Annotated in this window: 14 protein-coding genes; 6 read left to right on the top strand and 8 right to left on the bottom strand. The window is 45.4% G+C overall.

Features of this window, described 5'->3' with window-relative positions; all coding sequences use genetic code 11:
* Positions 1-109: 109 nt before the first annotated feature.
* From BMY09_RS18475 to BMY09_RS18460, 4 genes are all read right to left on the bottom strand, one after another.
* The gene (locus tag BMY09_RS18475) at positions 110-3,169 is read right to left on the bottom strand and encodes an anti-phage protein (RefSeq protein ID WP_091361183.1); all 3,060 of its coding nucleotides are present in this window, start codon (positions 3,167-3,169) and stop codon (positions 110-112) included.
* Positions 3,170-3,287: 118 nt separating this feature from the next.
* On the bottom strand, positions 3,288-3,860 hold the full coding sequence (locus BMY09_RS18470) for a DUF2726 domain-containing protein (protein WP_091361181.1): 573 nt from the start codon (positions 3,858-3,860) through the stop codon (positions 3,288-3,290).
* 384 nt (positions 3,861-4,244) lie between these two features.
* Positions 4,245-4,718 (bottom strand): hypothetical protein, encoded by a 474-nt coding sequence (locus BMY09_RS18465; protein ID WP_139203220.1) that lies wholly within the window; start codon positions 4,716-4,718, stop codon positions 4,245-4,247.
* Between the two features lie 245 nt (positions 4,719-4,963).
* Entirely contained in the window at positions 4,964-5,521 is a 558-nt protein-coding gene (locus BMY09_RS18460) for an RDD family protein (protein ID WP_091361178.1), read from the bottom strand.
* A 404-nt stretch (positions 5,522-5,925) separates the two neighbouring features.
* Between BMY09_RS18460 and BMY09_RS18455 the strand changes: the two genes are divergently transcribed.
* Positions 5,926-6,231, top strand: coding sequence for a HigA family addiction module antitoxin (locus BMY09_RS18455; RefSeq protein WP_091361176.1), 306 nt, complete (start codon positions 5,926-5,928; stop codon positions 6,229-6,231).
* Positions 6,232-6,611: 380 nt separating this feature from the next.
* The gene (locus BMY09_RS18450; RefSeq protein WP_091361174.1) at positions 6,612-7,256 is read left to right on the top strand and encodes an alpha/beta hydrolase; all 645 of its coding nucleotides are present in this window, start codon (positions 6,612-6,614) and stop codon (positions 7,254-7,256) included.
* Between the two features lie 173 nt (positions 7,257-7,429).
* On the opposite strand, the gene BMY09_RS18445 is transcribed toward BMY09_RS18450, so the two are convergent.
* Entirely contained in the window at positions 7,430-7,996 is a 567-nt protein-coding gene (locus BMY09_RS18445) for an HD domain-containing protein (RefSeq protein ID WP_217647475.1), read from the bottom strand.
* A 241-nt stretch (positions 7,997-8,237) separates the two neighbouring features.
* Between BMY09_RS18445 and BMY09_RS18440 the strand changes: the two genes are divergently transcribed.
* The 4 genes from BMY09_RS18440 to BMY09_RS18425 all read left to right on the top strand — a co-directional run bounded on the left by BMY09_RS18440 (position 8,238) and on the right by BMY09_RS18425 (position 10,678).
* Positions 8,238-8,828, top strand: coding sequence for a TetR/AcrR family transcriptional regulator (locus BMY09_RS18440; RefSeq protein ID WP_217647474.1), 591 nt, complete (start codon positions 8,238-8,240; stop codon positions 8,826-8,828).
* A 91-nt stretch (positions 8,829-8,919) separates the two neighbouring features.
* Positions 8,920-9,315: an MAPEG family protein gene (locus BMY09_RS18435; protein ID WP_091361168.1), complete on the top strand. Its 396-nt coding sequence runs from the start codon at positions 8,920-8,922 to the stop codon at positions 9,313-9,315.
* Positions 9,316-9,690: 375 nt separating this feature from the next.
* Positions 9,691-10,035 carry a hypothetical protein gene (locus BMY09_RS18430; RefSeq protein ID WP_091361166.1) on the top strand — a complete coding sequence of 115 codons (345 nt, stop codon included), beginning with the start codon at positions 9,691-9,693 and terminating at the stop codon, positions 10,033-10,035.
* Positions 10,036-10,090: 55 nt separating this feature from the next.
* Positions 10,091-10,678: a CBS domain-containing protein gene (locus tag BMY09_RS18425; protein WP_091361163.1), complete on the top strand. Its 588-nt coding sequence runs from the start codon at positions 10,091-10,093 to the stop codon at positions 10,676-10,678.
* Between the two features lie 231 nt (positions 10,679-10,909).
* On the opposite strand, the gene BMY09_RS18420 is transcribed toward BMY09_RS18425, so the two are convergent.
* From BMY09_RS18420 to BMY09_RS18410, 3 genes are all read right to left on the bottom strand, one after another.
* Positions 10,910-11,770 (bottom strand): AraC family transcriptional regulator, encoded by an 861-nt coding sequence (locus tag BMY09_RS18420; protein ID WP_091361161.1) that lies wholly within the window; start codon positions 11,768-11,770, stop codon positions 10,910-10,912.
* Between the two features lie 143 nt (positions 11,771-11,913).
* Complete coding sequence (locus BMY09_RS18415) at positions 11,914-12,405, bottom strand: hypothetical protein (protein ID WP_091361159.1); 492 nt, start codon at positions 12,403-12,405, stop codon at positions 11,914-11,916.
* 365 nt (positions 12,406-12,770) lie between these two features.
* On the bottom strand, positions 12,771-13,727 hold the full coding sequence (locus tag BMY09_RS18410) for a sensor domain-containing diguanylate cyclase (protein ID WP_091361156.1): 957 nt from the start codon (positions 13,725-13,727) through the stop codon (positions 12,771-12,773).
* Positions 13,728-13,984: the final 257 nt, after the last annotated feature.

Raw genomic sequence — 13,984 nt, 5'->3', positions numbered from 1 at the left:
GCCGAGCAGTGATGCTGGGCTTTTTGTATTTATTCAAGCTCAATCAGAATTTATTATCAAACTTTTTTTACTATCCAACCAAATAAAATCAACATTTAAATTACAGATATCACTTTATTTTAGAACCTTTATTATTAAACTCAATCTGCCTCTGCTTCTTAATTTCAATATCAAGAATAGAGCAAACTCTCTGCTTATCCGGCTCAGAAACCTTAAACAAATACAAATGATTCAAAACAATTGTTTGCAAAACTCTTCTCGCAAACATATCACCATTTGTGCTTTTTGATAAATCTGATATTTGATCGAATGGAATTAACCCAGGTAACTCTAAATCAGACGCCACTTTTATCAATTTAAACGCTGTGGTCGAGTTTTCATCAATAACATCATGAATAACAGATCTAAGATTTGTAGAAGCAACTGACGCAGCGGGCTTCATTATGAATGAGGTCGTAACCATCCCAACAATTTCATAAGAAAACATCTCAGCCAATTTTTTTCGTTCAGCAGGATCCAAATCTCCATTTTTGGACCTTAAATATTCTTCTATCTCTATAACCAAGGTATCGTTATTTGTTTCCAAAAATAGATAAAAATCTCTTAAAGCACGCAGCGGCGCATTAAAAATTTCAAACATATAATCTTTTTTATCAGAGTTTCTAATAGTCCCATAATAGCTTTTAAGCATCTGCCCTAGAATATCAATAATTTTAAACATCTTATTCATTTTTGATAAAATATCTAATTCATTCTCACATTCCCTCTCTTTAACATCAAGAGTATCAAGTTTATCTTCTATCTTATCTTTAAACTCACTTTTTTCCATTCTAACATCATCAGGATTTAATTCTTGATATACCATTGAAGCAGTATCACCAACAAATTTACTAATAGATTCCGTATCACCATCAAAGGAAATTGGTAAGTGTTCATCAAATATATTTTTAAGATTTGAAATTATATCAGATACAAGATCTCTATCTTTAGTATGATGTATTGTAAATAAAATTATATTAGAATACTCTTTCATGTAAAGGTGGTTGCAACATTTTGAAACAACACCTTGAATTTCTTCATTACCCACTATGTTTTGAGCTATATACTGCCCCAAAAAGTAATAATATATATATGGATAACAAAATGAGAGCCCGCCGCCATTTTCTATAAGAACTCTAGCGTCAACCAAAATTCTAATTCGTTCATCACATGAAATCTTTGTATATTCTTCTGAATAAACATCTGTGAACTTTTCAATATCACTTCGAGCAACATAATCTGGAGTAGGGTGACTATAGAAGAACCAAGACAACTGGCCTAAATATCCAAAAAACTCATCAAGTTCTTCCAAAGAGACTTTTACTTTCCCAAGGGCCTCAGTTATTAAGTAATGATAATAGTGTCCCAGACCTCCATTATGAAAATCTGATTTATTTCCACTTTCTAAACTTTGAAGTATTGTCAGTATATAAATTGGGATTTTTGGAACTAAATTCTTACCAATAACCGAATTAAGAGTTTTTTCAGCAGAATCAACTCTTACCAACAATTCCTTTTGACTTAAATTATAGTCATCACCTAAAGATCTCCATTTCTTTATTAACTCATACCTTAATTTATTACCAAAGTGACGAATTTTATAGTGCTTAAAATCTGACAAAACCTCAGTACTCTCAGATATTAAAATTTCTCCCACATCCATCAAATCATCTGCAGTAACTATGATCTTATCAAATAAATCAGAAAAATATTCAAGCACTTTTATTTGATATCGATCTGACACCCTCGCTTTATCAAACCCATCAATAAATACTACTCTACTTTCTCTAGAAAGAGATTTATACTCCTGTGAAGAATCGATTCCATACTGATCAGATATAACTTCATCATAAAGTTTCCCCAGGTCTTTTGATGCCACTCTATTTATTTTGCTTGCATCAATAAATAATGGATAATAGCCATTTTCGTAAAACAAAAAATACAGCGACTTAACTAAAGAAGTTTTACCACTTTTCTCACACCCCTTAATAAAAACCTTTTCCTCCTCTTCGATATAATTCAACAATACGGAAGATTTAAAATAGCCTTCACTTTCTATCGAGGTAGAAAACTCTTCAATATCCGGATATACAAAAATATCAGACAATAATAATTTATTTTTATAAGGATGTGAGAAGTTAGCTCCTGGATCAGTTAGCCAAACTATAAATTCATCTTTCAATTTAATTTTATTAGAATTATTAACAGAGGTTTTAGAAAAAATTTTCCTCGCCAAATTAGTATCAACTTTCACATACTTCTCATCATGAAAACTATATTTTTCATATGAAAAAACGTATTCATTTAAATCAATACTCAATACTCCAAATTCAGAAAAGCTAGAATCCCCCGTCTCTTGAAAACAGCAACCTTCAATTAATACTGATGTGCCTTCTCTCGCATCATCTGTTGAAGAAACACTATCAACATGTTCATGACCACTCAAAGTTATATCGCTTAAATTTCTAACTTTAGACCTCAAACTTTGGTACTGTCCCTGCTTAAACCAATTAAGCGGATGATGAAAAACAAAGATTCGCAAATCAAAACTCTCTTCAGCCTTACCATTAAACAAAGAAGGCGGATATATCAACCCTCCCTGCTGTTCACTAATTTGAGACGACCATGAAAAGTTTAACGATTCAAAACAAACTGACTTTCCTTCAAAATTGAAGATATATTTTGACCACAGCTTATTTTCTTCCACTAAACCATCACGAAAAGCATCTCGAAAATTAAAGTATTCATCTTGCACAGCAATACACTGATCAATTATTGCGCTCTTAACATTTGACTCTGGTTCTAGGCTCTTTAAACTATCTATCAAAACATCTCGAACAGGATTATCTGAAAAATCACAATCATGATTTCCAGGGGCGAAAACAAAAGACACATCTCGACTAAAACAGCCTTTAGTTCTATCAATAACTCCATTAAAAAAGGATGCAGCCAACAAATATTGACTCTTATTTCCACTAAATGCAATATCACCTGAAACAACAATCGCACAAGAATCTTTTTTATTCTGATAGCTTCTTACCACATCTGCAAGGCTTTCTACTTTGCTTAATATCCCATCTTTATCCGTTTTAATATGGATATCACTTAAATGAACTATTATTAGAGACATATAAAACCCTATATTTAATAAAAGATTTACACCGGTAAAAGTGTGATAATTTCAAAACAAATGGGGAATTTTAAAAATAGACACACCAATTGGATAAATGGGGTCAGTATAAAACTAGTCACGCCAACTCTCCTTCTGCTTTTAGTCCAGCATCATCTTGTTTCGTCTCTACACCGCCGCCTAGTTCTTTAGCCAACATCATCTTCAACACTTCCGTTTTATAAGCGTATTGCGCGGGGACTCGCAGGAGTGGGAAGTTTGTTTGTTTGCAGATGGTTTTCAGGAGTTCGTCGCGTTTTTGGCGGTGTTTCTGGTTGTGGGTTTTATCGTCGAGTTCGATTGCGGCGACGGGGGTCAGGTCGTCGGTTTTGCAGATAACGAAGTCGAAGTGTTTGGCAGATATCGCGTTAAAGGCTTTTTGCCACTGGCTGCGGTTGCGGCTGGGTTGGGGTTCCAGTAGGTCAGCGACCCGTACTTTGCCGAACAACTGGTAGGTGTCACTGTCTATGGCTTGTAGCAGTACGCCGTAGAAGGAGCGTTCCGCAGGGGTGAATAGCGGGCCTTTTTTTCGATAGCTTAATGCTGAGCTGTCATCTTTAGCAGGTGAACCAGTGCCTTTCAGGTTTTTAAGGAAACCTGCCAGAATAACCACAGCAATTAACAGCAGTAGCGGGAAGAGCAGCGCATCCATATTACATCCATTTCAGTGAGACGCTGTGCGTCTCGTTCCCCGGGTCTTCATGACCAACTGCATGATTGCTGTCGCAATCTGGTAACGAACGAATAGTTATTACCTGAATGTACTCCCAGACAGCATTCCGCTCAAGCCTAAGCCAAAATAAAAACGATTACCTCTCCCCAAAACGAGCATGTGCTTTTTCTTTTCCAGACATCGGACTTCAGACAAGTCACGGAGTGACGTTCGGGCCTCGGCTCTTCCCTAGCAAGCGACGAAGTCGCGTCTAACGACTAGCAAGTCACGCAGTGACGTCTAGCCACTCTCGCGTTCTTTGCGAGCCCTAGCCACTCTCGCGCTTTATGCGAGCACGCGAAGCGACGTTCGAGCCACGGCTCTTTAACTATCCCCTTCGCATGCCTTATCCCGTTCGTAAATATCGATATTTTTCCGGGTGCGGGCGGCTTTTATGGTCAGCATTGAGCATTGCTGGCGCTGCGCGGTGGTTTCATCCATCGGTTCTGAGCGACGGACTTTGGCGACCACCGGCTGGTAGCTGGCGGCGGCGTTGCAGTAGAGGCGTTTATAGTTTGAATAAAGGGCTGCTCTGATGGGCTTCTGTTGCAGAGTCTGACAGGTTTCACGGAAGAACTGACTGGCAGCTTCGGTGCAGGCGGAGTATTCAAGCAGTTTGTTTTTCTGAGGCAGGCAGACGCTGTTGGGGCGAAGCCGCCACATCTGGTATTGAAAACTCACCGGCTGGTCGTGGTAGTCCACATTAACCGATTCAAGCTCAACCCCCATCCCCTCACGCATCGGCTTCAAAATAGCGTAGGACAGTTTCTCGTTAAACTGTACATAGCTATCAATCAACGGATTAGCTGAGACGGCCTGCGGTATAAACAGGCAGCTTATCAGGCTCAGCAAACAATGCTGACGCAATAAATAAGTAGTGTCATGTTTTTTTGAACGATGAACCGCGAGCCAAAAACAGCGATTCTTTAGAGAGGTATCCATGTTGCATCCATTTTAGCGAGACGCGCAGCGTCTCATTCCTTGGGCCGTCCAGACCAACAGCGCTGCACATCGCAGCATGGTAACGGTTGTTATTGTTTAAGCTACCTGCCCGTTGGGCTTTCCACAACGTTTGAAGGTTGATCGGGTGTCGGGTCTGTTTTACTTTCAACGTTTTCAGACCTCTTCTTTTCGGGTTCCCGTATGCAGACCACATAAGTATTCGATACGGTATCGTGCCAGCCTCGGCCGGTTTTACCCAGAAATGAAAACGGTTCGAATGGGACTATCCGGAGGACAGTTCTGCCCAGGATCTGGCCGAAAGTTGGAGGGAGCCCTGTGTCGTTTACTATGCGGGTCCCTGTTACTAGTTTGCCAATAGTGACCCCAAAAAAACCTTCAAAAATAAGGTAATAGATCACCATAACGGTGACCCCAAAGAGGTAATCGGGTATCGAATCAATGTAATCAAGACCGGCATTACCAAAGAGCAGCATTGTGACTGCCCCAATCAGAAAGCCAAGGACAAGCTGCATTAGAAAAATGTCGATGAGGTAATTTAAAAATCGCCGCATTTTGCTGGCAGCAACAGGGATAGTTTCTTCAGCAGGGAGTGTCAGATCTGACTGAGGAGCCGCATAAGGGCTTTGAACTTCTTCCATATTACATCCATTTCAACAAGACGCTATGCGCCTTCGATCCTTGGGTCTTCATGACCAACTGCATGATTGCCGCCGCAATCTGGTAACGAACGAATAGTTATAGCCTGAATCTACTCTCAGACAATACTCTGCTCAACCCCGAAAGCCCACAAAACCACTACCCACCTCCCAAAACGGGGATGGCCTTTTTTCCAGACGTCGGACTTCAGACAAGTCACGGAGTGACATTCGGACCCCGGCTCTTATCTAGCAAGCGACGCAGTCGCGTCTAACCACTAGCAGGAAACGCAGTTTCCGTTCTAGCCACTCTCGCGCTCTTTGCGAGCCTACCCGTTACCAATTGGGTTGTAGTCTACAAATACACAAACTAGAATTGTTACCAAACTGGTTACAGGAGCGAAGCAATGAGCAGAGCACGCAATCGCAGACCCACCCATCCGGGTCAGGTATTACTGAATGATGTGTTGGTTCCCCTAAAAACCAACATCAGTGATGCCGCCCGAAAGCTTGGTGTATCTCGTAAACACCTGTCACTATTCATCAATGGTCATATCCCCTGTTCCAGAGATATGGCCACCCGCCTGGGTAAAGCCACTGATACCAGTATGGAAAGCTGGCTGAACATGCAAACAGCTATTGATGTGTGGGAATCTGAACATGAAGGAATCGATGCAGAGAAATATGCATCCATCGAAAAACTAACCGCATAGGCTATTCAAACGCAGTCTCACATCGCTCTTTCAATCCACGGCTGCTCTCCCATCGGCATGATAGTACCCAGAGGGCATGTAGCGTGCCTCCTACAAAACTTAATCCCGCAGGCTCTTGATTTCCGAGCCACGAACAACGAGCAAGTCGCGAAGCGACGTTCGAGCGACGGCTCTTTCTAACAAGCGACGCAGTCGCGTCTAACCACTAGCAGGAAACGCAGTTTCCGTTCTAGCCACTCTCGCGTTCTTTGCGAGTCCGTTCTAGCCACTCTCGCGCTTTATGCGAGCACGCGAAGCCACCGCTCTTCCAAGCAACTTGTTCCCTCTCTTCCCAAATGCCAGAATACTCCCCTGTTCCTTAATAGTTTAAGTGCCATCCTATGCCATCTATCCGTTTTGAATCTCTAACCGCCACACCTGCAGCCCTGATACTGATGTTTCACGGTGTGGGTGCCAATCCGGAATCATTGCAGCCGCTGGGTGAGTCTCTGCACCAGTACAATCCTGATCTGGAGATCCGGATTCCAGCGGGCTTCTCCCCTTCGACAATCTCTCCTGCAGGGTTTCAGTGGTTTGATGTGATCGGTGTCACCGAGGAGAACCGGCTTGCCAGAGTACAGGAAGCGATGCCTGCATTTAATCGGTTAATTCACGATGAGGCAGCGTCGGCGGGCGTACCACTCGATAAGGTTGTGTTAATGGGTTTTTCACAAGGCACTATTATGTCACTGGAATGGCTGAAACAGAGCAGTGAAGCTGTTGCCGGTATTATCGGCATCGCCGGCCGCTTTGCCGAGTTACCCCAACACGCACCCGCCTGCTCTGCCCCCGACAACCCTCTGCCGGTCTGCCTGATTCATGGTGAAGCCGATCAGGTGATCAGTGTGACCCAGTCACAGCAGAGCCATCAGCACTTATCCGAACTGGGCATCAACAGCGAACTACACCTGCTGCCAGCCACCCCACACACCATCACCCAGACTATGTATCCAATCATCACAAACTTTATCCAGAAGACGATTTGACCACGCGTTTTGATTTTTCTTTTGCTCTTTAGAACGACGGCTCTTTCTAACAAGCGACGCAGTCGCGTCTAACCACTAGCAGGAAACGCAGTTTCCGTTCTAGCCACTCTCGCGCTTTTTGCGAGTTCTAGCCACTCTCGCGCTTTTTGCGAGCTTTCGCCCTTTGCGCGAGCCTAAAACGGTGTTTTCTCAATTTTTTTCAAAAAACCCAGCGCAATCAGTGGAGCCATATAGCTGTTCGGTTTTCTCTCAATCTGGTCGGAGAGAAGCTTGATCATCCCCTCTTTAAAATCCAGTCTGGGATATTCTGATAGCACTTCGGTTAATGTTTTTTTGTGAATATCACGAATCCACAGGGCGGCGACATCCGCCCCGGCACCATAGTGTAACAGTGCAATTTCTGGATCGAGTTTATGAGCAACGCCCACGGTGTTGTGGTGAGCAACCATCTCGTGGACTAAATCGGCTTTTTCGGTGTTGAGCTGATGTTCAATGCAGAATGATCTCGCGGCTTTTGCTCCATCAATCTCAAAAGTGTCTCCGGTATCGAATTTGGGGGTTAATCCAAGGTCATGCATTATCGCGCCAAGAAAAAAAACCTCTTTATCGAAGGGCTGCTTTACCTTGTGCGCCATTGCCACACCAAAAGCGTAGCTTCGCAGGCAGTGGTTAACCAGATGATCCGGGCTGTACTTCATGACCAGCTCTAACGCCTTCTGACAATGTTGAGAGTCGGGCACCTGGTATGCCTCTCTTGCAACATACCGGATCTGCTCACGCGAGATAAATCGACGTGTTCGCTGATAAGCGTGAGTTATATCGGCTGATATAAAACGACAGATCAAACAGGGCTTTGATGGCAAAGCCTTTGTATTTGTGAGTGTCATTGAATCCCCTCTTGTTTTTTTGTACTGATTCGCATAATAATATATTAACAATCTTAAAAACGTGTCAATCACTTATTTCTGGCAGTACTGAATTATGAAAAAACGTGGACGCCCTCCTGGGTATGATCACAACGAGGCTTTGGATAGCGCCATTCAGGTTTTCTGGACGAAAGGCCTTTCAGCCACGTCGTTGGATGATCTGGCGGCTGCAATGAAGATGAACCGCCCCAGTATTTATAATGCGTTTGGGAATAAAACCTCTATTTATCGCAAGACGTTTGCCCGGTTTGTTGCTGAGCTGGGTGAGCAGTTAGATAGGGAGCTGTTCGGTGAACCTGATTTAAACAAAGCGATGAAGCAGTTTTATCGCACAGCTCTGGATACTTATTTTACCGGTACGGCCCCCCTTGGCTGCTTTGTCACCTCTACAGCGGTTGTTGAGGCCGCGGCACATCCAGAGATCAGGGAGGACCTCGAAGTTGTTATTAACAGAATTGACTCCGTGATTGAGAAGCGTCTGCTGGCTGCCCAGCAAGACGGAAGCTGGCCAAAAGATCGCGATGCCAACAATGTAGCTAAACTCCTGCACGCGACATTGCAAAGTCTGGCGGTGAGAGCGAGAGGCGGTGAGTCGCGCACCTCACTGGAAGCTATGTACTCAGGTGCTGTCGATATTCTGTGTTAGCCAATATATGGCTGCTCTTCAGAACACAGTAATCAGGCACGATGCCAATGATTAAACGATGATTTTTATTCGATATTAATGGGGAAATATGATGACCACTGAACTATTTTGGCTGACATTAACCATTGCATTAACGGCAACTCTCTGGATTCCTTACATTGGGAACCGTATCAAGGAGCTCGGACCACCCTCTTTAGCCTGGTTCCCTCTGCCTGATCCGCCACCAAAAGCCCGGTGGGCCGACAGAGCGATGAGGGCACATAATAATGCGGTTGAAAACTTAGTTATTTTTGCGCCTCTGGTGATTCTGGTTCATCTGAGTGGCGTCAGCAGCCATGCGACGGAAACGGCTTGTATGGTCTATTTTTTCACCCGGGTTGGCCATTATGGCTTTAGTATATTTGGCTTTCCTATCCCACTAAGAACAGTCGCCTTTCTGGTCGGCGTTGGTTGTCAGGTGACCTTGCTGTTATCGCTATTATCATAACTCCGAGCGCTTTGCAGAGTGGCCACAACCAACTGATCCCTGAAGAACCTGCGCAGGCTTTTGCTCTTTCGAGCGACGGCTCTTCCCTAGCAAGCGACGCAGTCGCGTCTAACCACTAGCAGGAAACGAAGTTTCCATTCTAGCCACTCTCGCGCTTTATGCGAGCACGCGAAGCGACGTTCGAGCGACGGCTCTTTCTAGCAAGCGACGCAGTCGCGTCTAACCACTAGCAGGAAACGCAGTTTCCGTTCTAGCCACTCTCGCGTTCTTTGCGAGCCCGTTCTGGCCACTCTCGCGCTTTTTGCGAGCTAATTCAGAACTATAATTTTTCATTTCAGGATTCCCCCGCTTCAGATTTTGGCCTACACTGAGATCATGAAGCACGCACTCAGTATTTCCTCATCCAGCGCTATGCGCCACTCCAGACAACGGTGGTTTGCATTATTACTTTTGCTGGTGCTGATGGCGATGCAATCACGTATACAGCTGTTTGAACCGTTAGCTGAACAACTTATTTCAGTTAATGATGGTATTGGCTGTGAGCAGCTCTTGCTGACAGATGTTGATAGTGGCGACCAGCCCTGTGACCTACTGCCTGTTACTGAGACTAACATCGCTCTGCAAAGCCCCGGATTTTTCCCGCTTTCGATTGAAGTCCCCCTAACCTCCAGCGTTCGCTGGACAATCCCATCAACCAGAGCTCCACCCGCTTTTAGCTAATATTCATCGTTTTTATATACCTGATGACAGGTCTTTTTTGAGACAGGATTATGCTATGAATAACTATAACGAACTAAAAACTATTCTGCTGGGTGCTTCCGACCATATCGCACGTCCGGAAGAACTACTTGAATACACGCTGGACACTCCGGCCATCGAAGTGATGACCGACTTTGAAAAGGTTCAGCCATTGATGATGGAACAGGATGTATCCATCGATGAAGCCCGCCAGATGATGCGTAAGGTCCATGTTCGCTCCGTTCTGGTAATCGATAAAGATGAAAACTTTCGTGGTCTGCTGACCATTGCTGATCTTGAAAGCCGTTCGGCCATGAGTATTGCAACCTCTGCCGGTTTGAAACGTCATGATATCTCCATCAAAGAGGTGATGACGCACCGTGAAAAACTGCATGCGATCCCTCTCTCTGAGATAACCCATGCCAGCATCGGCGACCTGTTGCGGACACTACAGCACGCCGGGACCCCGCATATGCTGGTAGTCAATCAGCTGAATCACGAAATTCGTGGCGTCATCTCTTCCAGTGATATTGCCCGCCGGCTGAAAGTGCCAGTGGAGATTTCCAAACGGGCTTCCAATTTCCGTGAAGTGGTGGATGTGCTGTTTGCCGGACGGGATACTTGATAGAGCAGAGGCTAGATCGTCGCTACGCGACTGGCTAGACGCGGCTTCGCCGCTTGTTAGTGGCTAGCAAGAGCATAATAGACAACGCTAAAGATTCGACTTGAGGGGGCTACTGCCCGGGGTGATGTCCGGGCAGTAGAATAACGAGTCTGAATCTACTGGAGTAGACGACTCGTTTATCAAAGCCCGGTATCTCTACCGGGCTTTTTATTCAGTAAATATCGGGTCTGACTATTTAAGCGGCAGAAAAATATCCGTTAACAGGTCACATTCATCCACTTCGTGGATAAAGTTCCGGTATTGGAAAAAGCAGGGATAGTCCCGCAGCTCCTCACCACTATCGGGCAGCCAGTTGCGATACAGGTAATAGATACTCTCATCAATATTATCGTGGCTACCGCGATGTTGAACCACCGCACAGCGACCTCCCGGAATAACCCCGGACTTCACACCAAAGCTATTGTCAGGCACCTCTCCCGCAAAAGAGCCACACACATCGAAACGGAAATCTTCCGGTTTTGTCGTATTGGGGTCACTGTAAGGGACACCAAAGGTTTGACTGGTTTTCACCGGGGACAATCCGGTCTCTTTACGCCAGGCGACAAAGCGACCCACCGTATCTAACACCTGCTCTCTGGGGCCTTTATGCTCAACCAGGGCAACCGGTGTTTCTGTAAAATCCACAATCTCAACATTCATTTTCAGCACGCCTCCTGAAGGCATATCAAACTGGAATTTAGAGTGCCATTCTGGCCACTCCGGTGATGCTCTGAATCCGCTGGGAGATTGTCCAAAGGTTCGTTTAAACGCCCGGGAAAATGCTTCAGGGCTGTCAAACCCCGCTTCATACGCGATATCAATAATCCGCAGCTGCGGCTCGAAGGCTAACCGGAATGAGGCTCGCTTTAAACGCATCAGCTGAATAAAGCGCACCACACTGACGCCGGTAAACGCCGAAAACAGCCGATGGAAGTGGTATTTCGACAGTGCAGCAACGCCGCTCAACTGCTCTATCGATAGCTCAATATCCAGATTCTGATTTATATAATCACACACCCGGCTGATGCGCGGGTCTTCCCTTTTCAGACTCATGCAAACTCCTCGGTATTCATTGCAGGAGAGATGATCGCACTGAGCCGGGACAGAATCCTGATCCCTGTTGCTGAATATTCAGAGCGGTGGCTAATCAGGAGGCTTCACCAGTAAGGGCCGTTGCCAAGCAACCCTCGCACTTACTAGTGGTTAGATATAGCGTTTGGGTCAACACGATCGACCTGCTTTACTCCCTGACAGTAAAGCTGCTGAAGCTCTGGAGCTGGTTGCAGCTGGCTATCGGTTTGCTTCAGCGTTTCACAGGTCTCACGAAAAAAACTACCCGCGGCCTGCATACAGCGCGTAAGTTTAGCCTGACTGCAGAACTTAACCGCATAGCAAACGCTGTCGGGCTGCAGTTGCCAGTTATCATACTCAAAACTCACAATAGAATTATTATATCTCAATATAATACTTTGAGACTTTTGCAACGGTGGTACCGAAGAGGATTGCGGCACCAGAGTCTTTTTGAAGGTATTGAAGCTCTCAAAATATTCAGTGGCGCTTAACGGCGCAGAAAAACAAACGGCCAGAGCACCGCAGGTCAGACTGAGTTTTGCCAGATAAAGAGTGTGTGCAGTGCGTTGACTCAGACGCGTCACCGCCTGCCAAAAATAACCATTGTCAGAGTACATATCCGTTGTAACTCCCTATTGATAAGGCGATCAGCGCCTCATTTCCAAAGGTCTCCATGACCAACAACTGATTGACTGCCTACAATCTGGTGCAGAGTGAGGCCTTAAATTTAGCCCCGCCCCGGGGCAAGCTCAAGATAAAGATTCCAGAATATTACTCAGAATGTGAACAGAAAAAAGTCGTTGCCAGAACGTCGCTACGCGACTGGCTAGCAGTCAGATTAAGCGAAGAACTCGAGAGTGATACTGTGCTTTTATCTGTTCAATAACAAACCAAAGACAAATTTCCCAAATTTGTGGCTCTGCCGGGCTTCAGCTTTTCCTGGCGAGCGACGCAGTCACATCTAACCATTGGCAGAAACGTTCTAACAACTCTCACGCTCTTTTCGCGCCACACCTTGCGACCAGCTGCAGGCAAACCGGTTGCGACCATTGCGCTTAGCCTGGTACAGCATACGATCAGCGGTCGAAAAAAGGTCGTCTAACGGATCGTCTTCGGTTGGTATCATTGAAGCGACTCCGGCGCTGATAGTGAGCAGATGGCCTGCCGTTGATGCCGGATGCTCTATCGCCAGTTCGAGAACCCTGCGCCGACACTGTTCTGCTATATCGCGGGCAGCATCCTGCCCGGTATCAGGCAGCAGCAGTACAAACTCTTCACCGCCATAACGGGCAAAGAAATCGGTTGATTTGACGGCAACCTTCTGTAGCGCTTCAGCCACCTGTTTAAGGCATTCATCGCCCTGAATATGACCGTACTGATCGTTGTAGTCTTTAAAGTGATCGATATCGATAACGACTAACGAAACCGCGGTTGCCGTACGTACTGCATGCTCCCATTCACGCTCCAGCGTTTTGTCGTATAGTCTGCGGTTGGGTACACCGGTCAGCCCATCGAGATAGGAGAGCGCTTCGAGCTTTTCATTGGCCTGCTGTAACGCCTCCTCCATCGCTTTACGCTCAGAGATATCGAAAATAAACCCTACCAGGTCGGTGGTAACGCCATTCTTGCGAATCACATGGACAACATCACGCACCCAGACATACTCGCCATCTGCGGTCAGAGCGCGATAGTCTGCTTCATGATCAATCCCGTTTTCACACAGATTGATGCAGTTATGAGCAGTTTGTTCACGGTCCTCCTCATGGATACGATCGATCCAGTCCTGGGCACTCGTCCAGCTATCCTGACGCCAGCCCAGCAACGTCTCAATCTGAGGGCCTATATACTCGAAAGCTTTGGTTTCCCAGTTTATTTTCCAGGGGATCGCCTTCGTTGATTCGAGCAATGTTCTATATATGTCGTCATCCTGTTCTATCATGCGGTCAAACTCCTGAAAACCTCAAAGCTGGCAAGTGCGTTCCCCGACCAGCTAACAACAAACCCAGGCTCCAAATATACCCCAGCTCTGTCTCTGATAAACGTTCAAAAACTTAAACTGGGACCTAAATATATTTTTTACTATCAGAATGAGAAACGCGTGCTGCAGATATGTCCAACGACACGACAGCAGGCTTACCGCTGCTCTATTCTGGTAGCCTGTGCTATGCTCCCCATCCATTCCGACTAAATAGATGT

The organism is Amphritea atlantica (assembly GCF_900111095.1).
GTDB classification, from domain to species: Bacteria; Pseudomonadota; Gammaproteobacteria; order Pseudomonadales; family Balneatricaceae; genus Amphritea; species Amphritea atlantica.
The sequence above is the reverse complement of the archived record's forward strand: the minus strand, read 5'-3'. Positions and strand labels throughout refer to the sequence as shown.

Coding starts and splice junctions, on each gene's coding strand:
- BMY09_RS18475 (WP_091361183.1), bottom strand. CDS start 3,169: ATGTCTCTAATAATAGTTCATTTAAGTGATATCCATATTAAAACGGAT.
- BMY09_RS18470 (WP_091361181.1), bottom strand. CDS start 3,860: ATGGATGCGCTGCTCTTCCCGCTACTGCTGTTAATTGCTGTGGTTATT.
- BMY09_RS18460 (WP_091361178.1), bottom strand. CDS start 5,521: ATGGAAGAAGTTCAAAGCCCTTATGCGGCTCCTCAGTCAGATCTGACA.
- BMY09_RS18455 (WP_091361176.1), top strand. CDS start 5,926: ATGAGCAGAGCACGCAATCGCAGACCCACCCATCCGGGTCAGGTATTA.
- BMY09_RS18450 (WP_091361174.1), top strand. CDS start 6,612: ATGCCATCTATCCGTTTTGAATCTCTAACCGCCACACCTGCAGCCCTG.
- BMY09_RS18440 (WP_217647474.1), top strand. CDS start 8,238: ATGAAAAAACGTGGACGCCCTCCTGGGTATGATCACAACGAGGCTTTG.
- BMY09_RS18435 (WP_091361168.1), top strand. CDS start 8,920: ATGACCACTGAACTATTTTGGCTGACATTAACCATTGCATTAACGGCA.
- BMY09_RS18430 (WP_091361166.1), top strand. CDS start 9,691: ATGAAGCACGCACTCAGTATTTCCTCATCCAGCGCTATGCGCCACTCC.
- BMY09_RS18425 (WP_091361163.1), top strand. CDS start 10,091: ATGAATAACTATAACGAACTAAAAACTATTCTGCTGGGTGCTTCCGAC.
- BMY09_RS18420 (WP_091361161.1), bottom strand. CDS start 11,770: ATGAGTCTGAAAAGGGAAGACCCGCGCATCAGCCGGGTGTGTGATTAT.
- BMY09_RS18415 (WP_091361159.1), bottom strand. CDS start 12,405: ATGTACTCTGACAATGGTTATTTTTGGCAGGCGGTGACGCGTCTGAGT.
- BMY09_RS18410 (WP_091361156.1), bottom strand. CDS start 13,727: ATGATAGAACAGGATGACGACATATATAGAACATTGCTCGAATCAACG.